We start from the raw sequence: 22,800 nt of genomic DNA, 5'->3' as shown, positions 1-22,800 counted from the left end.
TTACTAATTCTATCAGGTCTACAATAAATGTATTGAAATAAATCAACTTAAGAAAACCAAGAGGATCTTGAAATATGGCAGATGTCATTACCTGTAAAGCAGCGGTCGCCTGGGAAGCCGGCAAACCATTAAGCATTGAAGAAGTGCAAGTTGCGCCACCTAAAGCGGGTGAAGTGCGCATAAAAATTGTTGCCACAGGTGTTTGTCATACTGATGCGTTTACCCTGTCAGGTGACGATCCTGAAGGCGTATTCCCGGCAATTCTGGGCCACGAAGGTGGTGGTATTGTTGAATCAGTAGGTGAAGGCGTTACTTCTTTAAAAGTGGGCGATCACGTTATTCCACTGTACACCGCAGAATGCGGCAAGTGTAAGTTCTGCCTGTCTGGTAAAACTAACCTGTGTAGTGCGGTTCGCGAAACCCAGGGTAAAGGTCTGATGCCTGATGGCACCACCCGCTTTACCTGTAACGGTAAAGAAATTTTCCATTACATGGGTTGTTCTACTTTTTCGGAGTACACCGTACTGCCAGAAATTTCACTGGCTAAAGTAAACCCTACGGCGCCACTGGAAGAAGTGTGCTTACTGGGCTGTGGTGTTACAACCGGTATGGGCGCAGTCACTAAAACTGCAAAAGTTCAGGAAGGCGATACGGTAGCGATTTTCGGTCTGGGCGGTATCGGCCTGTCAGCCATCATTGGTGCCACAATGGCCAAAGCCGGTCACATTATTGGTATCGATCTGAATGAGTCTAAGTTTGAGTTGGCTAAAAAGCTGGGCGCAACTGACTGCATCAACCCGAAAGACTACGACAAGCCAATTCAGGAAGTGATCGTAGAAATGACCGACGGTGGCGTGGATTACTCGTTTGAGTGTATCGGTAACGTTAACGTTATGCGTTCAGCGCTTGAGTGCTGCCATAAAGGCTGGGGTGAGTCAGTCATCATCGGGGTAGCTGGTGCTGGTCAGGAAATCTCTACCCGTCCATTCCAGTTAGTTACCGGTCGTGTATGGCGCGGTACTGCCTTTGGTGGCGTAAAAGGCCGCTCAGAACTGCCGGGCATTGTTGAGGACTACCTGGCAGGCAAGTTTGCCCTGAATGATTTCATTACCCATACCATGGGCCTGGAAGACATTAACGAAGCTTTTGACTTAATGCACGAAGGCAAGAGTATCCGTAGCGTAATTCATTACAACGCTTAATCACTACTCCCGCCACCAGTAACATGACCCACATTAGGGTGGCGGGGTAGTTTTTTCATTGCACATCGGAAGATATCATGACAATAGAAAATATCAGTTGTAATAAAAGCTTCGGTGGCTGGCACAAGCAGTATACCCACCGCTCTGAAGTGAATCGCTGCACCATGCGTTTTGCTATTTATTTGCCACCGCAGTGCAGCAACGGTACCAAGGTACCAGTGGTTTACTGGTTATCGGGCCTCACCTGTAGCGACGAAAACTTTATGCAAAAAGCTGGCGCGCAACGCGTGGCAGCTGAGCTGGGCGTAGCCATTGTGGCACCAGACACCTCGCCACGAGGTGACGACGTTGCCGACGATGACAACTACGATCTGGGTAAAGGGGCAGGCTTTTATGTCAACGCCACCCAATCGCCCTGGACAACCCACTATCACATGTACGATTATGTGGTAAAAGAGCTGCCTGCGATCATCGAAGAGAACTTCCCGGTTTCAGATAAACGTGCCATTGCCGGTCATTCCATGGGCGGTCACGGTGCACTGAGTATCGCGCTGAAAAACCCGGGTATGTTTGCTTCGGCGTCGGCCTTCAGCCCAATTACTAATCCGGTTAACTGCCCCTGGGGCCAGAAAGCATTTACCGCTTATCTGGGCGACGATAAATCAGCCTGGGAAGCCCACGATACCGTGTGTCTGATCAATGCCAGCAAAGCGCATACGCCAATGCTGGTCGATCAGGGCCTGGACGATAACTTCCTGGCTGAGCAGCTAAAACCCGAGGCGCTGCAACATGCCGCTGAAGCCAATCAGTATCCGCTGACCCTGCGTCAGCATGAAGGCTACGACCACAGCTACTACTTTATAGCCTCGTTTATTGACGATCATCTGCGTTTTCACGCCGGTCACTTCTAAATTAGTCTGCATGAACAGTAAAAGGCTACAATCACGTGGCCTTTTTTGTCCCCGCTCGACAGTGCCAACTGTAAACATAAAGATAACAAAACCCGGTAATTTTGTTAGCGCTCCAATTCCAACTTGTACGACAACCCACAACCTAATACATTTATTACTACGCCAAAGGCCCCGCGCAGTATGAGGTGTGCCCTTTAAGGCCGCCAGGCGCGTTCACGCTCAATAACAATTATATGGTTTCCAGGTACTTACTATGCGCTTTAGCTCACTTAGTATTAAACAAAAGCTCATCTCTATTCTCATCATTGCGGTACTCGCCTCTACCCTGCTGGTAGGTACGGTTCAACAGTTTATTGCCCGCGATATGATGGAAACCAATATGGAAACGGCGCAGTTACCCAATATGGTAAAACAGGTAGCCAACCGGGTAGATAAAGAAGTGACTCTGATGAAATCAGTCGCTTTCAGCATTGCCAATAATCCGGATATTATTGCCTGGTCTGCGGCCGGTGCCGATAAGCAGGGCGAAAACCGGCTGGTAAATTATCTTGGTGAGATTGCCCGCTTTAACGATCTCACGGTAACCTCATTTGTCGACCGCAACACCCACAAATACTGGAATCAGGAAGGCTTTTTACGAGAACTTAAAAACGATCAGTACGATGGCTGGTTCTTCGCTTATAAAGACAGTGGTCAGGAAACCTCGTTAAGCTTGTACAACGAACCCGGCCAGGGCTATCGTTTATTTGCTAACTACCAGCAAACTAATGGCCGTGGCATGTCGGGAGTAGCCAAATCGGTTGATGAACTGGTTGACGTACTAAACAGCGTAAAAATCGCCGAGAGCGGCTTTATTTACATGACCGACGGTGAAGGCACAATCATCGCCCATTCCAATACCGACCTGTTAGGTAAGTCGCACTTACGCGATGTCACGTCCGGGCAAACTGCTAACCAACTACTACAACAGCAGACTTTTAACCTCGCCCGAGGGGAAGAAATGCTGTATGCCAGCACTTATGTGAAAAGTGCCGGCTGGTACGTTATCGCTCAGGTGCCCGAAAATGAGCTGTATTCGCAAATGGACAATGCCAGCCTGAGTATGATTTTCTGGTCGTTGGTGATTGCCGGTGGTTTTGCACTGCTAGGCGTATGGCTGGCCGGAACCATCAGTAAGCCAATTGAAAATCTCGCCGCCGTGTTTAAACAGCTGGGTGACGGCCACGGTGATCTGACCAAGCGAATTCCCCTGCCAGAACAGCGTGAAACCCGCCAGCTGGTTGATGGTTTTAACCGCTTCATCGCCAGTTTGCATGACATTATCTCACGGGTAACCGATACCAGTGCCAATCTGCGCCAGTCTGCTTTTGAGGTGGCCAGCCAGTCCAAAACCACACAGACCAATAGCGAAGAGCAGCGCGACCGCACTATTCAGGTAGCTACGGCGCTAACCCAGATGAGCCATACGGTTAATGATATTGCTTCGTCAGCACAAGCTGCTGCAGCCGATGCACAGGAGTGTTCCTCAACTTCAACTAACGGGCTGGATACCACTGCCCGGGCAGTCGCCAATATTAATCAGTTAGCCAGGCAGGTATCTGAAGTGACCGCCGTTATAGAGTCTCTGGATTCCCATACTGCCGATATTATTGGCATTCTCGATACAATCCGGGGCATCTCAGAACAAACCAATTTACTGGCACTGAACGCCGCCATCGAAGCGGCCAGAGCCGGCGATCATGGCCGCGGCTTCTCGGTGGTAGCCGATGAAGTACGCAGCCTGGCATCACGCGCGGCACAGTCTACCGATGAAATCCAAAGCAAAATTGATAAATTTAAACACGACTCCGACCAGGCGCTGGTGAAAATGCGTGACAGCCGCGAACAAACCGAAGAAGTAGTGAGTGCAGCACAAAATCTGGAAAGTCTGCTTACCTCCATTGCTTCCGGAATCCAGCATATTAATGATGTAAATATGCAGGTTGCCACGGCCACTGAAGAGCAGACTCAGGTGATTGAAGATATCAACCAGAACATTCAGCAAATCAGTACCAATAGCGATGATAATCTGCATGCGGCCAGACAAATGGTTGCCGTGAGTGATCAACTGGATTCGCTGGCCGCTGAGCTTAATGAACAGGTTAACCGCTTTACGCTGTAATAGAAAAACCGGGCATGAGTGCAGTTGCCCGGGTTTATACCCAATGATAAATCTGCACACCCTGACGGGCTTTACACAGTGAGCGAATGTGGCTATAAATTAGCCAACACACATTGTTAAAATAAGGATATTTTCACTATGAGTAACGCCCGCAGCCTGCGTATTTTCGCCCTTATCGGTTTAGTTTCTTTAACGGTATTTCTGGCTTACTCCACCTACCGCAACCAACAAAGCATTGAGCAGATTGAGTCTAAGGTTGTCAGCCAGAGTGAAGCTAAGGCGCGTCTGATTAGCCACTAGCCTAAGCTAAAATTCCCGCTGATAAGACAGCGCAATAAAGTCCAGGCCCGGATTAGGTTTCTTAAAGCCGGCATTAGAGTAATGGAAGTAACGCACGGCTACGTGATGCTCGTTGTTGTTTCCAAACTGCATCATCAGGCCCAGGCGATCTTCAAACTGATAGTGAGTGCTAACGTCTTTACCTGCGAAGGTGGTGTCTTCAATAAGCGAGAGACCAATCCCGGCTTCCAGAAACAGAGGAGCTTGTTTGATTGTGCCAATTTGCTTTACCAGCACCGGCGAGACCGCCAGCACAAAATCGGTATCGTGGTTATCTTCAGCCCCGTATTCCCAGAAATTAACACTCGCTTCCCAGTACAGCAGGATGTCATCGCTGATATATGACAACGGTCCGGCGTTGTAACGTGCGGCTAGCTTAATCCCTTCGACATCGCCCTCACCGCGGATATAGTCTACAGAGTAGCCAGGATTACCTGCCACACTCAGGGTTGGCAGTAATAGCAGGCAGAGGCTTAAAATTAGTCTGTTCATAAATAGAATTCTCAATCATCATAAGGCGATAACTGTATTTTAAATCCTAATTAAATGGATGATTGTTGCTTAATAAGATTAAATTCATTTCATAAAAAAGAATGATCTTTACAGACAGATCACAATCTCCAGGCACAATAAGATTTAGACAAGGGCCCTGTCTGTAATCCCCCGAAAAACCAGCAATGAGTTTTAATAATGGCAGTCTGGTCATGCCGCTATCATAAAGTTCGGATAGTGTATGATAGGTGTATTCACAGACACGGATAATCAGGCATGAGTAAAAACAAAGTCAGTGACATCATGGACGATCTGCTGGACAAAACCACTGGCGAGGTGTCGGTGGGCGATGTGGTCAACAAGTTTGAAAGCCGCGGGTTCGGGCCACTTTTGCTTCTGCCTGCTCTTATAGCCTTGCTGCCTACCGGCGCTATCCCCGGTGTACCGTCTATTTGTGGCGTAACACTGTGTATAATCTGCTTACAGATGGCAGTTGGCGACGAACATCCCTGGTTACCCGCCGTTCTGAAGAATCGCTCTCTGAGCCACGCAAAGCTGGAAAGTGCAGTAGAAAAGTCCAGACCCTACGTGGTAAAAGCCGAGAAAATACTCACTCCGCGCTTAACCGGGTTAACTCAAAGCCCGGCGTCGCGTTTTGTTGCTGTTTATTGCGCGCTGTTTGCCCTGAGCATGATCCCACTGGAAGTGGTGCCCTTTGCTGCAGCAGTGCCTGCCTTCTCCATAACCCTCACCGCGGTGGGAATGATGAGCAAAGACGGCGCGGTGTTACTGGCAGGCATACTGTGCCAGGCGGCAACAGGCATGTTACTGCTGCAGGTGCTCTAGCCGGTTTTAAAGTTGGCTACCAACAGGCGTAACTGCTCCGCCTGCTGCGACATACTGGCGGTGGAACCTGCCGCATTCTGTGTTCGCTGCTGAGCATTGGCCGATAAATCCCTGATGGCCACTACAGCACTGTTTACACCGCGTATTACCACAGCCTGCTCTTCCACACTCAGCGCTATCTGGTGATTATTGTCGGCAATCGCAGCAATAATATCCGTGACCTGAGCAAGCGAAGCGGCGGCCTCCTGAGTATGCTTAACCATTTCATCGCTGACAGAATGGGTACTTTGCATTGCCTTAACTGCAATTTCGGTAGCGCCCTGAAGCCCGTCTATAGACACCTGGATCTGGCCCAGCGATTGCTGGGTTTTAGTGGCCAGATTACGAACCTCGTCGGCTACTACCGAGAAGCCACGGCCATGTTCACCGGCACGGGCCGCCTCAATAGCCGCATTCAGCGCCAGCAGGTTGGTTTGCTCGGCAATGGAATTTATCACCTCAGCCACGCCGCCAATTTCTTCGGCCAGCCCGGCCAGTTTTTCCATCTGACCGGTAGCGTTGGCCACATCACTGGACATGGTCTGGCTGTTAGCCAGAGTTGAATTAAGCAGTGCCTGGCTATTACGGGTTTCTGCCAGTGCATTGCTGGCCTCCTTGGCCGCCCCGGCCGCGTGCTGGGTAACCTGTTCAATGGAAGCCAGCATTTCTTCGGCGGAGGTCGCCAGGCCATCAGCCTGTTCCAGCTGTGCCTCCAGATCCCGGGCAATCGACTGGTTGCCGGTATTCACAGAGCTGGCCATGGAGGAAGTTGTAGCAGACAACTCTTTCACTTCGCCCACAATCCCCCGGATATGCTCAATAAAGCGATTAAACTGTTGAGCCAGTTGCGCGATTTCACGATCGCCACTCTCATCCAGCCTCTTTGATAAATCTCCGCCGGCGTCGGCCAGCTTGCCCGCGCGATTACTGATTAAGTCCAGACTTTGGGTAATACTGCGCCCGGCCGCCAGGTTAATAAAGACCACCAGCACAATGCCAATAATAGTCAGCGTTGAAAGCATAATGATAGCGCCCCGCACGTCGGCAAAGCTCTCATCAATCCGGCTGGTCTGAACGTTGCCCAGAAGGGTTATAAACTCTGAAAAATCACTTAGCAGTGCTTTTCTTAGCTCACTCAGCCGCGCCGCATTGTCAATGTATTGTTCGCTGACTTCCTGGGCCTGAATATTGAGCTCCAAACCACGCCGAGCGGCGTTTTCAACCGGCGTGCCGGTGAGCGCAATAAGGTCTTTGCGGGTATTTTCGATGGCGGTACTGATATATTCGCGCAACTCAGGAACCAGACTACTATCGTTTATCATGCGCAGAAACAGGCGTTGGATACGATAGTTAGTGTCGGTGTTATTGGTGGCGCCAATGATGGTGCGCACTTCCCCTTCAGGCAACGACACCGGATCTTTCAGCAGCTTCTTCGCAACGTATTTTAAAAACGAATTTGACTCATTAATGGAACTGTCGGTGGCCGCCAGTAACTGCTCTTCCAGTTGCAGCATTTGCTGACGGTGGTCGTCAGCCCGGGCTATCCGATTAGCTATACCGGAAAACTCATTGGCCTCCACGTGTGTGGTCAGCGAGTCCGGGATATTTTTAAGTTCATTTACCGCGTCAGTTAGCACAGCTACGCTAACCTCACCATCAAAATAATTCACCAGCATAAACTGCGTTTGCCGGGCTTTTGCCGCGTAGCGCTCGATGGCTTCCACCGAGGATTGGGCATTGCCCAATACAGAAATCACAAAGAATGAGGTAATCAGGGCAATGATGGCCACAATGGCCAGTATAGCCACCGGCACGTAGAGCTTTCTTTTTAATGACGACAACACGGTAAGGCTCCTTACTTCGACAAACGGTGTTTTTATTCCCGGTTAAACAAGCCATCCAGGCTGTCTGGCAAGGGTTTTGAAGTCAGCTCTGTCCATAGAGATTCGGTAATTTGTGCTGGTTTACCCAGCAAGCGGCAACGGGCAATCACGCTGCCTAAAATAGCGTCGAGCTCCAACTCTCTGCCTTTCTCAAGATCAATTAACATGGAGGTTTTAATGGAGTTAAAAGACTTGATAAGGTTGAACATGTCATCTACTTCATCAGGGGTGATTTCTACCCCATCGTAAGCGGCTGCCCTGCCGGTCTCCTGCATGGCGCCATAAACCTTTTGGGCGAGCTCCGGCTGATGGGTTAACTCATAGGTTTTTTGTCGCGTGACCGTCGACAGCGGGTTCACCCCACAATTCACAATCAGTTTTTTCCACAGCTCTTTGCGAATATCATTACTTACCTCAAGGGGGACATGCTGGCTTTGCCACAGACTGGCCAAGGCCGTTAAATTAGAAGGGATGGTATTAGACGCGGGCCAGGGGCCAATAATGACTTTATAAATGCCAGTGGTTGTGGCCACCCCGGGCTGTGATATTTCGCCACCACTGCGCACCGACAAGCCGCCCCATACACGCGCCTGCCCAATTACAGAAGCCAGCAAAGGCTCGTTATCTACGCCGTTTTGCACCGACAGCACTGGTGTTTTGCCAGCGACTAACCAGCTTCCCAATTCGTTGAGCAACGCTTTGGTTTGCGTAGCTTTCAGCGCAATGACTATGACATCGAAATCATCAACTTTGCTGGTAGATTGTAATTCAGGATGAGAACAGGCAATGACGTCCTGATGGCGGGTTTCGCCATCGTGGATCACTGTAAGGCCATTACGCTTTAGCGCATCCAGATGTGCACCGCGAGCTGTGACAGTGACAGTTGCCCGGGCATTCGCCAGACGTTCGGCATAAAAGCTGCCAATCGCCCCACATCCAATTACCAGTATGTTCATCGGTTAACTTATTAACAAAATGTTATAAGCAACACATTAATAAGAGTTTTTATGATGTTCAACTGACAATATTGTTAGTGTTCAGTCTTACAATTTTGTCATACACATAAGCATTCCTTTCCTCTCTGCCAATAAGTGAAAGCATTTCATGTCGAGTGATTTGCCCTTTTTATCGGATCCTGCATCCAATCCGCTGGCTAAAACGTTAAGATCAGTAAGTTCCTTTTTTATTAGAGTTTGAGTTTTGAAATATCTGATTTTTTCTACCTCGCTGTTGGCCTCTGCCACAGCATTCGCAGATGGCCCGCATATTGAGCGCGTGGTGGTATTTGGTAAACAAAGCGACCTGATAGGTGAGTCGATTTCTGCCTCAGAAGGCGTAATCGGTACCGGCGACATTGCCCAGCGCCCGTTGCTGCGCCCTGGCGAGATACTGGAATTCGTGCCGGGCATGGTGGTTACCCAACACAGCGGTTCAGGTAAAGCGAATCAGTACTTTCTGCGGGGTTTTAACCTCGATCACGGCACCGACTTTAGTATTTCACTGGATGGCATGCCGGTGAACATGCGCACTCACGGGCACGGTCAGGGTTATACCGACCTTAACTTTATCACCCCTGAATTTATTCAGCGCATCGATTATCAGAAAGGGCCCTACCGCGCGATGCAGGGGGATTTTTCTGTGGCTGGCTCAGCCAATTTTTCGCTGATGTCATCTTTTGATCAACCCTTCGGCAAGCTTGAGATTGGCGAAAATGGTTTCCTGCGCACTGTGGCAGCCACTAACTTAGCAGTGGGCGAAAGTAATCTTGCAGTGGGTGGAGAATGGCAGCAATACGACGGCCCCTGGACCGATATAGATGAAGACATTGCGAAAACCAGTGCCTTCGCCCGTTTTCGACAGGTGACTGACGACAGCATCCTGCACATTACTTTTTTAGGTTACGACAACAGTTGGAATTCTGCCGATCAGATCCCACTGCGCGCGGTACAAAGCGGCCTGATAGATGAACTGGGCTCTTTGGATCCAACGCTCGGCGGTGAGTCCAATCGCTACAGCTTATCGGTTAACTGGCAATCGGCCGACTGGATGGTAAACGCCTATGCCATTTCCAGCGAGTTGAACCTGTTCTCTAACTTTACTTATTTTCTGGATAACCCTGAGGCAGGCGATCAGTTTGAACAGGTCGACGACCGCGCAATATATGGCGGTACACTTACCCGTTTCCATTCGACAACTGTAGGTGATTCTCACGTACATTTTACTGGCGGCCTGGAATGGCGTTATGACGACATCAGCGAAGTAGGCCTGTATCGCACCAACCAGCGCGTTCGTCAGTCGCCGGTTCGACGCGACAGTGTGGATGAGTATTCGGTGGCTGCGTTTCTGCAGGTTGATGTTGATATTACCGACAACTTAATTGGCCATGTGGATATCCGCCACGATTACCTGGCTGTGGACGTTAACAGTGATTTAAGCGCAAACAGTGGTGACGACAGCGATAACATCACCAGTCTCAAAGGCGGCCTGAGCTATATTTTAAATGATGCCTGGCAGGCCTATGTAAATGTGGGTCAGTCTTTTCACTCCAACGATGCCCGCGGCGCGGTTATCAGTATCGACCCAGCCACTGGCGAGGCGGCTGAACCGGTTGATTTGCTGGTCAGAGGCGAAGGTGCAGAAATTGGCTTAAGGGTGGCACGCTATCGCTACTACAATGCCTCACTTTCGTTATGGTATCTGGAGAACGACTCTGAACTGGTTTTCGTTGGCGATGCCGGTAACACAGAAGCCAGCCGTGCATCCCGCCGCTGGGGTGTGGAATTCTCCGCCTATTACTGGTTTACATCTAACCTGACCACTGATCTGGAATTTGCCTGGACTGATTCGAAATACCGCGAGGATGAACCCGGCGAAGGTAAGTATATTGAAGGTTCATTACCGGTAGTTGCCAGTGTTGGCCTTAACTGGCAAATGAACGATTACTGGCGCAGCGATTTGCGCGTACGGTACTTTGGTAAACGTACGCTGGATAGCTTTAAAGAACGCCAGTCCGACACCTTTACTGTAGTCAACGCCAGCCTGGTGTATGAAGTTGACCAGTGGCAGGGCAGCCTGTCGGTACTTAACCTGCTGGACAGCAACGACCATGATATCGATTACTGGTATGCCAGCCGCCTGCCTGGTGAGCCTGAAGAGGGTGTTGAAGACCTCCACTACCATCCTATTGAACCACGCACACTGCGCGCCAGCATTAGTTACCGCTTTTAATATATCGTAATCCATCTGGCTTAATTTCGGCAATTGACGAAATTAAGCCTTGCTCCTATGCTGGCCATCACGGCAGGACCCATCAGCGCCATTCTGGTGTGGATACTGCCCGCAGATTTTGCCGGCATTTTAGTGATAGGCCTGCTTCTGCCAAGCATTTTACTGCCTGCAGTGCTTCCCTGGTGGTTTTGGCGGACCGAAACACGCACTAGTTAAAATGTCGTTCACCTCAATATACTGCAGATTAGCGTCGTTTTCTGGCGCTAATCGTGAGCCTACCACCTGAAAGCTCTTTTTCGTATACGATTTTCTGTTTTAAAGGTCGCCAATCTTCGCCATTTCCAGCTTTTTTTATCCAATTAGCATTTTCTGCTGCATCAACCTAAGGCTTGATATTTTTCACTGCGCAGAGGGGATTTTTCAACGCAATTTGAGCGCGGCGTTACACTTATACTGATTGTGGAAGGATTATCCACTTAAAAAAAGAATTTCAGATAGCACAATAACAACCACAGGCTGTCGGATACCTCCTTTTGCCGTTGACCAGAGAACTCATTGGAGAACAACACAAGATGAACACCAACAGAATTATCGTGAAGTCAGTGCTTGCAGCTGCTGTATCAGTCGCACTGTCATCCACTGTCAACGCCCAGACTAACGCCGATGCCGATGACATCGAGCAAATTGAAGTTGTTCAGCAGCGTCAACCGTATCGTGGTGATATTCCTCTTAAATCAATGCCACAAAATATTGATGTCGTCAGTGCCGAACTGCTGGACGATCTGGGGGTTAATGACTTCCAGAGTGCTATAGACTTTGCCAGCGGTATTGCCCGCCAGAACAGTTTTGGTGGTATGTGGGACAGCTTCGCCATCCGCGGTTTCGCAGGCGATGAAAACCTGCCAGGCGGCTACCTGGTAAATGGTTTTAGCGCCGGCCGCGGCTATAGTGGTCGCCGTGAAACGTCAAACATCCAGGCTATCGAAGTCATTAAAGGCCCGGGCTCAGCATTATTCGGCCGCAGTGAACCGGGTGGTACCATTAATATCATCACTAAAAAGCCGCAGTTTTATGAAGAAGGATATATTCAGGCCACAGCAGGCAGCTACGACCTGTACCGCCTTGAAGGTGATTACACCAATGCCATCACCGACGATCTCGCCTTCCGTGTAAACGGCGCCTACGAAGATGCAGGCAGCTTCCGCGACGAAGTGTATTCCGAGAAACTGTCTATCAGCCCATCTTTCCACTACAACATCTCAAGCGATACCAGTCTGGTATATGAACTTGAATACCTCGATCAGGAATTGATTTTCGACCGCGGTGTACTAGTCACTAACTATGACTATTTTGATGTACCGCTTGATGTATTTTATGGCGAACCAAACGATGGTCCGGTGCAAATCGAAGCCACCGGCCATCAGTTAACCCTGCAGCATCAGTTAAACAGCGACTGGAGCTTACTGGCCGGTTTAAGTTATCGTGAATCTTCATTCGAAGGCTATGCTTCTGAAGTGGAACTCGGCGGACGCCAGTTAGTCACCGAGGAAGGCTTTGAAGAAACCGTTAATCGTCGCCGTTTGTATCGTAATTATGACGCCGAAGATTTAGCTGGCCGCATTGAATTAAGTGGGACTGTGGAACTGGCGGGCATGGACCACCATATTTTGATTGGTGCGGATGCCTACGACTACACCCTCGACATCTTGCAGAATCGCTGGCGCGTTGCCTGGGGCGTAAATGATACCACTTATGCGGTAAACAAATATAACCCAGAATATGGTCAGCCACTGCCAGACTTATCGCCAAATCGTTTCGATTCTGAGAACCAAACGTCAGTAGGGGTTTACTTCCAGGATCAGATTGATGTCACCGAAAAGTTCAAAATGCAGGTGGGCATCCGGGTGGATAACTATGATCAGGAATTTGAGAATTACCGCACTGATCCGGTGACCGTCTCATCGCAGTCTCAAACCACCACCAGCCCAAGATTTGGCCTGGTGTATGAGGCGTCATCGCTCTATACCCTTTATGCCAGCTATTCAGAAGGCTTCCGTCCTAACTCAGGGTCAAACGCGGCGGGCGAAACCTTTGAGCCGGAAGAAAGTAAATCTTACGAAGCCGGGGTTAAGTTTAATAATGAAGACGAGAGTCTGACCGGTACAGTAGCTTTGTTCCGTGCCGAGAAATCTAACGTTCTGGCCGCCGATCCAATTCCTGCTAATGCCGGTTTCTCAGACACTATTGGTGAAGCGGAGAGTCAGGGTATCGAAGTGGATCTAACTGCCATGCTCGGTGAGGACACTATGGTCACTGTTGCCTACGCGTTTGTTGATGCCACCACTTCCAACGACATTATCAATGCTGACTGGCTGGTGAATATTCCGGCGGGTACACAGTTACTGAATATTCCGGAACACAAGTTAAACGTAACGGGCATTCATTACATGGATATTGCCGGTAAAGAGTCTAAAGTGGGCGCGAGCGTAACTTATGTAGACGAACGCCCGGGGGAACTGATCGATCCGAATTACATCTTACCAAGCTACACCACGGTGAGACTGTTTGGTTCAGTAAACCTAACGGATTCACTTAGCATAAACGCCGATATCGAAAACCTGTTCGATAAAGAGTACTACGCCAGTTCTTACTCGGCTATGTGGACCATGCCAGGCGCACCTCGTCAGGCGAAAGTCAGCGTTAAGTACGCCTTTTAACACTGCTTAATCGGGCTGGCTGGACATTCCAGCTGGTCCGGACACTTCGAGAATTACCCTGTGCTACATGTAAATCAGGTGACTGTTTTCCATGATGACGGTAATGTGACGAAGACCGAGAAGTACTAAGAGGATAATACTGTGGCTGGCACTAAATTAGACCGCATTGACATTAATATACTGGCAGAACTGCAAAAAAACGGGCGGATTACCAATACCGACCTGGCGGATGCAGTCGCTCTGTCGCCAAGCCCATGCCTGGCGCGAGTTAAACGGTTGGAAAAAGCCGGCTATATCACTAGCTATAACGCAAAAATTGCGCTGGATAAATTAGGTGAAACGGCAACAGTCTTTACTGAAGTCACGTTAACCGATCACCACATGGAAGACTTCGCGAAGTTTGAGCGCAATATCCGCACCATTGATGAAGTGATTGAATGTCACCTGATCAGTGGCGGTTATGATTACCTGCTCAAATTTGTTACCCGTGGGATTACCCATTATCAAACACTGATGGAAGAGATACTGGAACAGGATTTTGGCATTGCAAAATACTTCAGCTATATCGTACTGAAGTCGCCAATCGAAAAACTCCACTATCCGCTAACCACTTTGTTTAAACCGGAAAAGTAGTAAGTGGCGCTAACCCTATTGTATAAAGGCCCCGCTGAGCGGGGCGAGTGCTGGCAGCAAGCCGTAAATGCTGCATTACCCGAAGTGCGCTGGTTTACCTGGCCTGAAGTGCCAGAGCCAGAAGCCGTAGATGCCATTATCACCTGGACAGTGCCTGACAATTATCAGCAGCAGTTTCCTAACCTTAAAGCCATTTTCTCCGTAGGCGCCGGTGTTGATCAATTCGCGCCGGCGTCACTCCCGTCTCATTTAAAACTGGTGAGAATGATAGACCCCTCGATTGCCACCCAGATGCAAACCTGGGTGCTAACGGCGGTCATGATGCTCCATCGCGACATATTTCGCTATCAGCGCCAGCAACACCAGAACCTATGGCAGCCCCACAGCGTTAAGCTCCCCCATGAATGCACTATCAGCATTCTGGGCCTGGGCGAACTGGGTAGCCAGGTGGCGTATACGTTAAGCGGGCTGGGCTTCGCCGTGCAGGGCTATAGCCGCAGCACCAAGCAACTCCCTGGTGTGCTAACTTTTTCAGGTGACACGCCGTCTGCTGAAATGCTGGGCAACACTGACATTCTGATTAGTTTATTGCCCTTAACGGCCAACACCAAAGGCATTCTTGACGCAGAATTACTGGCCAAATTGCCCAAGGGCGCCGCACTGATAAACGCCGGCCGTGGTGAACAGCTTGTAGCCGACGATTTGCTGTTTCATCTGGATGCCGGACACATCAGCGAAGCCATTATGGATGTGTTTGATCCTGAGCCATTACCCAAAAGCCATCCTTTCTGGGATCACCCGAATATTCATATTACGCCACACATTGCATCGGTGACACGCAATGACACGGCGGCATTACGACTGGTAGAAAACCTGCAACTCTGGCTGGCCGGTAAAACCATGACCGGTGAAGTGGATAAACTCAGAGGTTATTAAGGTAATTAAAAAGGCAGCACTGAGGCTGCCTTTTTTAGTGTCAGGTAACGCTTAATCGTAAACGCACACATAAACTTTTTTGTATTTTTCGATAGTCCGCCAGGTACCGGCAAAACCTTCCTGCATTAAAAAGGTATCACCAGCTTTATAAGTAACTGGCTCACCACCATCTTCTGTCAGCTCAATCAGCCCTTCAATGATATAGCAAAACTCAAAGAAGCCTTTTTTCACCGAGCGGTTAACACTGGGTTCGCAGGTCATTACACCCACTTTAATCTTGTCGTTGCCCGACGCCACGTGCGCCCACTTTTCCAGTAACGGATTACCTTCTAATAAAATTTTAGGATCGGCGTGGCTGGTAGCAGGTGCTTCTGAAGGATGCTGAACAACGGTTTGCAATAAGCTCATTTAAACTCCGGTTAATGGCAATGTGAATAAAATAGGAAGATAACCCCGTCCCTGGGAACACATGAAAGCATGAGGGTTTAGTATACGATTGATGCCCCGGCAGCTTACTCTGAAAGCGTTTTGCTGCGGGGCATAATTGTTGGGTTGTGTAGCAAAATCAGCGGATAATTACGCCGCTGATTTTTGCTTGATAAAGCTGCTGTAGAGTGACGGAATAACCACCAGTGTGAGCAAGGTAGAACTGATAAGCCCACCAACTATCACCGCCGCCAATGGCTTTTGGATTTCTGCACCCAGTCCGTCAGACAACAACATTGGAATGAGCCCCAACGCCGATGTCAGCGCAGTCATTAATACCGGCCGAAGTCGTGAACAGGCACCATCGAAGATGGCAGCACTCAGATCTGTGCTTTGTTCTCGCCGCTGATTGATGCTTTCCACCATCACCACACCATTCAATACAGCCACACCAAACAAAGTGATAAAACCTACTGAACTTGGCACAGATAAATAGTGACCACTCACATACAAAGAAAACACTCCGCCAATGGCGGCTAACGGAATATTCACCATAATTAGCGCAACCAGGCGAATATCGGTAAACGCAAAATATAACAGCAAAGCAATCAGCAACAGAGATATTGGAACTACCAGCATTAAGCGCTGCATGGCGCGTTGCTGATTCTCAAACTGCCCGCCAATCTGCACGGCATAACCGCCAGGCAGGGCAACCTCAGCTTCTATGGCGGCCTGAATATCGGCAACCACGCTGCCCATATCACGACCATCAACATTAGCCTGAATCACTACCCGGCGCTGCACATCATCCCGGCGGATTTGAGGCGGCCCAGACTCAATCGCCACAGACGCGACATCCTGCAAGCGGATCCAGGCCCCCTGAGCGGTCAGCAGTCGTAGTTCTTTGATGGCAGCGATATCATCCCGAAAGGCCTCGGCGTAACGCACCACGATATCGTACCGCTCATTACCGTTAATAATTTGCCCGGCTGAAGCGCCGCCAAGCCCATGCTGGACCAGATTCATCACATCCGCGACGTCCAGGCCATAACGACTAAGCTGCTTACGCACCGGCCGCACGACTAGCTGAGCTTCGCCGCTTATTTGCTCCATCGCTACGTCCTGAGCGCCCGCAATGCCGCCGACTACTTCAGCAATCTGCTGGCCATACTCAGCCAGTACATCAAGTTCGGGCCCGAATAGTTTGATTGCCAGCTCCGCTTTAACTCCGGAGAGCAGTTCGTCTATGCGGGTAGCAATAGGCTGCGAGAAGTTAAACAGTAATCCCGGATGCGCCTCCAGTTTATGGGCCATGGCTTCCTGCAGTGCCACTCGGTTGGTCGCGGTTTGCCACTCACTGACCGGGCGCAGGCCCAAATAGATTTCTATATTGTTTACCGGTTCCGGGTCGCCGCCAATCTCGGCGCGGCCAATTTTACTCACCGCATAGGTCACTTCAGGAAATTCCAGCAACATGCTTTCCAGTTTCGGAGCCACGCTTAGCGCCGTTTCCAGACTGGCTGAAGGTGCCAGTGTCACCCGCAGGTTAATGGTTCCCTCTTCCAGCTCCGGCGCAAACTCAGTGCCCAGCCGCGGGAGCAGCACGCCGGCAATCAATATCAACACCAATGAACTGCCAGAAACCCATTTTCGCTGTCCCATAGTAACCTTGAGCAGTCTCGCATAACTGCGCTCCAGTACACTAAGAAGAGGGTTATTGCGCTGCTTAACCGGCCGTGCGCTCAGTAAAAAGGTGGCCAGTACCGGCACAAATATCAACGCCACCAGCACGGCGCAAATGAGGGCCAGCATAATGGCGATGGCCATTGGCTGAAACAGCTTGGCTTCGACCCCCTCAAAACTGAACAGCGGGGTAAATACCACCAGAATAATCAGCGTCGCAAAAAAGACAGGTTTTGCCACTTCCTGGGCCGCAATCACCACTAAAGTGGGTATTTTATGGGTTTCAGTACTGTTTTTTGGTAATTTTTGGTAAATATTCTCCACTACTACCACCGAACCATCCACCAGCATGCCAATGGCTACTGCCATTCCGCCCAGAGACATCAGATTGGCAGATATCCCCAACATGCTGAGCATGGCCAGCGCCAATCCGATGGAAACCGGGATAGACAGCAACACCAGGACCGTTGCCCTCACGCTTAACAGAAACAGTGCCAGCACAATGACAATGAACATAAAGGCCAGCAACAGGGCTTTTACTACGGTATCTACTGCTTGGTTAATCAGATCCGCCTGATCGTAATAGGGTTCAAAGTGAACGCCCTCAGGAAGTGCTTTAGCAATTAAATCCAGCCGGGCATTAATGCCTTCGATAGTGGCATTGGTGTTAGCCCCCATGCGTTTTAACACCACACCGGACACCACCTCGCCGCGGTTGCTGATACTGCCATCGGCGTGCTTAACTGACATAGTCACGGCCCCCTGGCGTATTTCGCTGCCAAATCTGACTTCAGCCACGTCCCCCACTGTTACAATGGCTGCGCCTGACGTTTTCAGTGGAATTTGCTTAAGCTCCTCCAGTGCTTGCTGACCTGATGACAGCCAGCCAGTACCGCGGATCACCAGTTGTTCGGGTCCGCGCTGCATATACCAGCCGCCAGCATTGTTATTATTGCGGGATAAAGCATCCACCACGTCCTGCTGGGTCAGGTTATAAGACAAAAGCCGGTTGGGATAAAGATTTACCTGATACTGACGTACATAGCCGCCAAACGACAGCACATCGGTAATGCCATCAACCGGCATTAACATAAGCTTGATGAGGTAATCATTGAGACTGCGTAATGCCATGCTGTCGAAACCTGAGTCCGGTTCGGCAATCAACAGATATTGATACACCTGGCCAAGACCCGAGGTGTTGGGGCCAATGGCAGGCACTCCAACCCCCTCCGGGATCATCTCAGCGGCTACCTGCAACCGTTCAAATACCAGTTGCCGGGCAAAATAAATGTCCGTACCTTCCTTAAACACAACGGTAATGCCGGATAACCCGGTTTTGGAGATTGAACGTACCTCCTCAACATCGGGCAGCGCATACATTACCGCTTCGATGGGATAGGTAATCAGTTGCTCTACCTCTTCGGCTGCCAGCCCCGGCGCTTCGGTATTAATCGCTACCTGAATATTGGTGACATCCGGAAAGGCATCGAGATTAAGGCGCGGGATCATCAGTGCAGCCATCACACACAGCCCCACAAGCACCAGTAACAATACAAAGCGCAGCTTCACCGCGCGGCTTATTAACCATGCAAACATCATAAGCCCCTGTTAATGGTTATGTGGATCAAAACCGCCCTTGGCGATTTCCGATGCAACAAAAAAGGCCCCGCGACTCACATAGGTCTGGCCGGGCTTAACACCACTTATAGCCTGCCAGTCACCGTATTGCGGCCCGAGTGTCACCACTTGTGGGATCAAGTCACCGTCGTCATCAGCGATAAAGATTTGCCATTCGCCGTCAGCGTTGCGCATCAGCGCCGACTGAGGCACCGCCAGGATGGCGTCGGTTTGTGGTCCGTTAAAATAAATATCGACAAACATACCGGAGTGAAAACGATGGTCCTGGTTATCCAGTTCAAGGCGCACTGTACGCGTCCGACTCACCGGATCGATAGTGTGCGACTCCTGGATAACCGTACCAATTGCTGAAATATCGCCTACTACAACACTGGCCTGATCGCCCGGCTGTAAATGCAGGTCATCCTGGGCCGACAAGCGGGCTTCGACCCATAGATGCGCCTCATCAGACAGCAACATCAATGGCTGGCCGGGCTCAATGCGTTGCCCCTGATTGAACTCATCGGTCATGATAAGACCCGGCGTTTGTGCCGTAAGCGTATATTCTCCCAGCGGGTAATTAGTGTTTTGCTCTATGCGGGCAATGGTAGCGGCAGATAAGCCCAGCGCCTGTAAACGCCGATTGGCGGCATTGTATTCGGTTCGGGCACTGACAAAGCGCTTTTCACCCACCGCACTCTGCCCGAGTTTACTGACCCGCTGCCACTCCACATACGCCTGCTGGAGCTGACTCTGCGCGGTGATCATCTCTTCACTGAACAACGTGACCAGTGGCTGACCTGCCATCACTTTTTCACCCAGTGTGGCATGGCGGGCAGTCACCACAGAACTGACCCGAGGCGACACAATATAGCTGCGATAGCCATTTACCTTGATTTCGCCCGGCGCATAAACCTGTTCACTTAGGGTCATGGGTTGCAGCGTTTCAAGGTGAATATCGGCCGTCTGCCGCTGCCCATCACTGAGGCTCACCGTAGTGGTTTCACCTTGCTCGTCGTGGCCGTGTTCTTCGTCGTGACCATGGGCCTGCTCTTCAGTGTGTGCTGCGGTTTCTTGCTCTGGCTCATGAGCATGATCATGCTCCTGGGCTGGCGCAACAGAAGAGTAAAACAGGGCAGTGATACTCAGCACCGCCAGATATTTGTGTAAGTGTGACATGTTACTGCTCCGGGGAAATTAAAGAAGAAACCACATCCGCCAACCCGGCGGTGATATGCAGATAAGCAACGTAAGTTTGCTGGTAGTTTTGTTGCAGCGTCAGGCCAGCCTGCATGCCATCCCTGAGTTGCTGCACCTGCCATTGATAGTCAGCAAGACTAAGATCGCCCTGCGCATAGCGTTGCTGAAGTACTTCAACCTGCTCGGTCATTTCGTTATCGTGCAGTGCCTGCCATTGCTCAAAACGCAAACGGGTTTGCTGAAGTTGTTCGGCCAGGTTACGCACTGCTTCACGGGTATCGCGCATTTGCGCGTGCAGGCGCTCTTCGCTGGCCAGAGCCAGTTCTCGGGTAGCAAGGGCGACCTCGCTGAAGTCATTGCGAAACTGAACAGGCACAGACACGCTGACAGAAAACAGCGATTCCCCGGCCTGACGACCAACGCCAAATCCCACATTAGGTACCGGCTTATTTGCCATTTGTTGTTGCTCTGCGCTGGCAGTAGCGGCCAGCCACTCGAGTCGTGCCTGTTTTACTCCAGGCAAGGCGAGTAATTGTTGCGGCGCGGGTACCTGTGGTTGCGCCTGAAAGAACTCCTTGTTAACCGGGACATCCGCAGCCTTCTCACCAGCCAGTGTGCGTAGCGTTTTTTGTGCGCTTAACCATGCACTGAGGCGCTCGTTTTCCGCGACCATGCCCTGCGCCACTACTGACTTTGCCATGGCCAGTTCGGTGCGGTTAACCTCACCCGCAGCCAATTGTTGTTCGGTTAATCTGAGTAGCCGTAGATCCTGCTCTACCTGTAAGCGAGCAAGCTCATATCCCTGTTGTCCCAGCTGAACATCAATCTGAGCATTGAGGATTTGCGCCAGCAGATCATTAGTGGCTATCTGCACCGTTAGTGCACGCTGCTCAGCCTGCAGTCTGCCAACCTCCGACTGAGCCTCTCTTACATTCCACCAGTCAATATCCGATGACATTCCGATTTGAAAATTAGTCTCACTGCCCTCTCTTTCCACAGAGGTATCCAGGGATGGGTTATAAATTGGTTTATTCAGGGCTTGTGCCTGGTATTTTGCGGCACTGGTTTCGTATTGATAGGCCTGCATGATGGGGTGGCGCTCCACCGTGCTCATCAGCCAGTTGGCCCAGGGTTGCTCGCCGGCGAGAACCGGAAAGCTCAGTGCGGTCATTAACGCCGCACCGCATAATTGCAGTTTCATAGGTTAATCTCTTAACAAAGTTAATCATCCGGTTACTAACAACCGGGGCGCTGTAAACTTTCTTTGTTAAGCGATGGGCGGGCGCAGCAAATTACGCCAGAAGCCGGTGGCTGGGGGTTGGTTAAGGTTGTATCGCACCGCATAGTGGCCATCGACCGGCGGTGTTTTAATCAATAAAGGGAGAAAAATGTGTTGTGCGCCATGGCAATGACAACAGTGCTGACAGTCCAGTCCGCTGCTATCGGCGGTATTTTCTGGCGGCTGAGCCTGCTCAGAGTGAGTTTCATTATGGCGTGCCTCTGACAGATGAGAAGCCGTTTCCTGATGGGCAGCATGAGAGTCAAATACCACGCTCAATGCCTGCGTGCTCACCGAGAGCAGCAGTACCAGAACGAGAGAATTAACCCAGTTACCCATCAATCCTTGCCTTTTATCCAAATGCCTGTGAAACCAGACTGTAAATATGCGAGCCGCTGGCTCTGGCTGGTAAAAACTCACCTTTCACCATCAGACTGACCTCATCAACCTGCGCCAGTCCAAGCGACTCCAGCCACGGCTGAATACCTTTGGCCCGCTCAGTTAAGTCGAACCGAATAAAGCCGGTCTCACTGGCCAGCACCTGGCTGATTAAAGCTTTCGCGGTGTCGTCATCATCAGCCAGTACCGGCCCCAGGGTCTGACCATGACCGCTGGTACGCAACATCGCATAACCAACAGCTTTGCCGTCCCGATAAGCTACCAGGCCTTTGCCTTGCTGTGCCACGGCAGTAAGTAACGACGCCCGGCTGCATCCATAAGCAGCGGCATCTATTGTTATTATATCTGCCAGGTTGTTAGTATCAAGCGGTTTGATACCGGCATCTGACGACAGCGGCTCGACCGCTCCCGCCAATTGCCCCTGCACCTGATAGATTAAAGCGGCTTCGGTAAAGCCACATTGCTGATAAAGGCGTTTTCCGGCCACCGTAGCGACCAGTTGCAAGCTACGCTCACCGGTCTGGCTCATCACGGTATCCATCAGTTTGCGCCCCAGGCCATTACCCTGCATGTGAGCAGGCACCACCACTAATCCTACTGTGGCGTATTCATCTCCATAGTCCCACCATAAAATACAGCCAACGATATCACCCTGAGCATTTTCGATAATGCTGCCATTACCCTGCGAAAAATGCAGTTGCCAGTCCCCCATCCGATGCGGCCACTTTACTTGCTGAGTAAATTCAAGGCAGGTTGTCAGGTCGACTTCACGCATCTCACGAACGGTAAAAGCAGTGTTAGTCATTAGC

Annotated in this window: 18 protein-coding genes; 9 read left to right on the top strand and 9 right to left on the bottom strand. The window is 50.5% G+C overall.

Going from position 1 to position 22,800, the window contains the following annotated elements:
- Positions 1–74: 74 nt before the first annotated feature.
- From D9T21_RS12720 to D9T21_RS22745, 4 genes are all read left to right on the top strand, one after another.
- A complete protein-coding gene (locus D9T21_RS12720; RefSeq protein ID WP_105934551.1) occupies positions 75–1,202 on the top strand; it encodes an S-(hydroxymethyl)glutathione dehydrogenase/class III alcohol dehydrogenase in 1,128 nt (375 codons plus the stop codon).
- Positions 1,203–1,279: 77 nt separating this feature from the next.
- The gene (fghA, locus tag D9T21_RS12715; protein ID WP_105934550.1) at positions 1,280–2,113 is read left to right on the top strand and encodes an S-formylglutathione hydrolase; all 834 of its coding nucleotides are present in this window, start codon (positions 1,280–1,282) and stop codon (positions 2,111–2,113) included.
- A gap of 253 nt (positions 2,114–2,366) precedes the next feature.
- Positions 2,367–4,274: a methyl-accepting chemotaxis protein gene (locus D9T21_RS12710; protein ID WP_105934549.1), complete on the top strand. Its 1,908-nt coding sequence runs from the start codon at positions 2,367–2,369 to the stop codon at positions 4,272–4,274.
- A 138-nt stretch (positions 4,275–4,412) separates the two neighbouring features.
- Positions 4,413–4,574: a hypothetical protein gene (locus D9T21_RS22745; RefSeq protein ID WP_164464674.1), complete on the top strand. Its 162-nt coding sequence runs from the start codon at positions 4,413–4,415 to the stop codon at positions 4,572–4,574.
- 6 nt (positions 4,575–4,580) lie between these two features.
- On the opposite strand, the gene D9T21_RS12705 is transcribed toward D9T21_RS22745, so the two are convergent.
- Positions 4,581–5,105: an acyloxyacyl hydrolase gene (locus D9T21_RS12705; protein WP_123325360.1), complete on the bottom strand. Its 525-nt coding sequence runs from the start codon at positions 5,103–5,105 to the stop codon at positions 4,581–4,583.
- Positions 5,106–5,381: 276 nt separating this feature from the next.
- On the opposite strand from D9T21_RS12705, the gene D9T21_RS12700 reads away from it, so the two are divergent.
- On the top strand, positions 5,382–5,951 hold the full coding sequence (locus D9T21_RS12700; protein ID WP_105933639.1) for an exopolysaccharide biosynthesis protein: 570 nt from the start codon (positions 5,382–5,384) through the stop codon (positions 5,949–5,951).
- Here the strand turns inward: D9T21_RS12700 and D9T21_RS12695 are convergent.
- Both D9T21_RS12695 and D9T21_RS12690 read right to left on the bottom strand, forming a co-directional pair.
- Positions 5,948–7,834: a methyl-accepting chemotaxis protein gene (locus D9T21_RS12695; protein WP_105933640.1), complete on the bottom strand. Its 1,887-nt coding sequence runs from the start codon at positions 7,832–7,834 to the stop codon at positions 5,948–5,950. The two genes, D9T21_RS12700 and D9T21_RS12695, sit on opposite strands and share 4 nt — an antisense overlap.
- A gap of 32 nt (positions 7,835–7,866) precedes the next feature.
- Positions 7,867–8,829: a ketopantoate reductase family protein gene (locus D9T21_RS12690; protein ID WP_105933641.1), complete on the bottom strand. Its 963-nt coding sequence runs from the start codon at positions 8,827–8,829 to the stop codon at positions 7,867–7,869.
- A 244-nt stretch (positions 8,830–9,073) separates the two neighbouring features.
- Here D9T21_RS12690 and D9T21_RS12685 point away from each other — a divergent pair, with 244 nt between their 5' ends.
- From D9T21_RS12685 to D9T21_RS12670, 4 genes are all read left to right on the top strand, one after another.
- Entirely contained in the window at positions 9,074–11,101 is a 2,028-nt protein-coding gene (locus D9T21_RS12685; protein ID WP_123325359.1) for a TonB-dependent receptor, read from the top strand.
- 572 nt (positions 11,102–11,673) lie between these two features.
- Complete coding sequence (locus D9T21_RS12680) at positions 11,674–13,818, top strand: TonB-dependent receptor (protein WP_123325358.1); 2,145 nt, start codon at positions 11,674–11,676, stop codon at positions 13,816–13,818.
- Between the two features lie 141 nt (positions 13,819–13,959).
- On the top strand, positions 13,960–14,451 hold the full coding sequence (locus tag D9T21_RS12675; protein WP_123325357.1) for an Lrp/AsnC family transcriptional regulator: 492 nt from the start codon (positions 13,960–13,962) through the stop codon (positions 14,449–14,451).
- Between the two features lie 3 nt (positions 14,452–14,454).
- Complete coding sequence (locus D9T21_RS12670; RefSeq protein WP_105933645.1) at positions 14,455–15,387, top strand: 2-hydroxyacid dehydrogenase; 933 nt, start codon at positions 14,455–14,457, stop codon at positions 15,385–15,387.
- A 51-nt stretch (positions 15,388–15,438) separates the two neighbouring features.
- On the opposite strand, the gene D9T21_RS12665 is transcribed toward D9T21_RS12670, so the two are convergent.
- From D9T21_RS12665 to D9T21_RS12640, 6 genes are all read right to left on the bottom strand, one after another.
- Positions 15,439–15,795, bottom strand: coding sequence for a cupin domain-containing protein (locus D9T21_RS12665; protein WP_105933646.1), 357 nt, complete (start codon positions 15,793–15,795; stop codon positions 15,439–15,441).
- 168 nt (positions 15,796–15,963) lie between these two features.
- Positions 15,964–19,092, bottom strand: coding sequence for an efflux RND transporter permease subunit (locus tag D9T21_RS12660; RefSeq protein WP_123325356.1), 3,129 nt, complete (start codon positions 19,090–19,092; stop codon positions 15,964–15,966).
- A gap of 12 nt (positions 19,093–19,104) precedes the next feature.
- Positions 19,105–20,292 carry an efflux RND transporter periplasmic adaptor subunit gene (locus tag D9T21_RS12655; RefSeq protein WP_123325355.1) on the bottom strand — a complete coding sequence of 396 codons (1,188 nt, stop codon included), beginning with the start codon at positions 20,290–20,292 and terminating at the stop codon, positions 19,105–19,107.
- A gap of 1 nt (position 20,293) precedes the next feature.
- Complete coding sequence (locus tag D9T21_RS12650; protein ID WP_123325354.1) at positions 20,294–21,514, bottom strand: TolC family protein; 1,221 nt, start codon at positions 21,512–21,514, stop codon at positions 20,294–20,296.
- A 66-nt stretch (positions 21,515–21,580) separates the two neighbouring features.
- A complete protein-coding gene (locus D9T21_RS12645; protein WP_123325353.1) occupies positions 21,581–21,931 on the bottom strand; it encodes a hypothetical protein in 351 nt (116 codons plus the stop codon).
- 13 nt (positions 21,932–21,944) lie between these two features.
- A complete protein-coding gene (locus D9T21_RS12640; RefSeq protein WP_164464673.1) occupies positions 21,945–22,796 on the bottom strand; it encodes a GNAT family N-acetyltransferase in 852 nt (283 codons plus the stop codon).
- Between the last annotated feature and the right edge of the window lie 4 nt (positions 22,797–22,800).

This window comes from Marisediminitalea oceani (assembly GCF_003731635.1).
Classification (GTDB): Bacteria; Pseudomonadota; Gammaproteobacteria; order Enterobacterales; family Alteromonadaceae; genus Alteromonas; species Alteromonas oceani.
Note: the sequence above shows the minus strand (reverse complement) of the source record. Positions and strands in the feature narration are given on the sequence as shown.

Bases quoted from the DNA above. Each gene is read 5' to 3' on its own strand.
- D9T21_RS12710 (WP_105934549.1), top strand. From the start codon at position 2,367: ATGCGCTTTAGCTCACTTAGTATTAAACAAAAGCTCATCTCTATTCTC.
- D9T21_RS12665 (WP_105933646.1), bottom strand. From the start codon at position 15,795: ATGAGCTTATTGCAAACCGTTGTTCAGCATCCTTCAGAAGCACCTGCT.
- D9T21_RS12720 (WP_105934551.1), top strand. From the start codon at position 75: ATGGCAGATGTCATTACCTGTAAAGCAGCGGTCGCCTGGGAAGCCGGC.
- D9T21_RS12680 (WP_123325358.1), top strand. From the start codon at position 11,674: ATGAACACCAACAGAATTATCGTGAAGTCAGTGCTTGCAGCTGCTGTA.
- D9T21_RS12645 (WP_123325353.1), bottom strand. From the start codon at position 21,931: ATGGGTAACTGGGTTAATTCTCTCGTTCTGGTACTGCTGCTCTCGGTG.
- D9T21_RS22745 (WP_164464674.1), top strand. From the start codon at position 4,413: ATGAGTAACGCCCGCAGCCTGCGTATTTTCGCCCTTATCGGTTTAGTT.
- D9T21_RS12700 (WP_105933639.1), top strand. From the start codon at position 5,382: ATGAGTAAAAACAAAGTCAGTGACATCATGGACGATCTGCTGGACAAA.
- D9T21_RS12660 (WP_123325356.1), bottom strand. From the start codon at position 19,092: ATGTTTGCATGGTTAATAAGCCGCGCGGTGAAGCTGCGCTTTGTATTG.
- D9T21_RS12705 (WP_123325360.1), bottom strand. From the start codon at position 5,105: ATGAACAGACTAATTTTAAGCCTCTGCCTGCTATTACTGCCAACCCTG.
- D9T21_RS12655 (WP_123325355.1), bottom strand. From the start codon at position 20,292: ATGTCACACTTACACAAATATCTGGCGGTGCTGAGTATCACTGCCCTG.
- D9T21_RS12640 (WP_164464673.1), bottom strand. From the start codon at position 22,796: ATGACTAACACTGCTTTTACCGTTCGTGAGATGCGTGAAGTCGACCTG.
- fghA (WP_105934550.1), top strand. From the start codon at position 1,280: ATGACAATAGAAAATATCAGTTGTAATAAAAGCTTCGGTGGCTGGCAC.
- D9T21_RS12650 (WP_123325354.1), bottom strand. From the start codon at position 21,514: ATGAAACTGCAATTATGCGGTGCGGCGTTAATGACCGCACTGAGCTTT.
- D9T21_RS12690 (WP_105933641.1), bottom strand. From the start codon at position 8,829: ATGAACATACTGGTAATTGGATGTGGGGCGATTGGCAGCTTTTATGCC.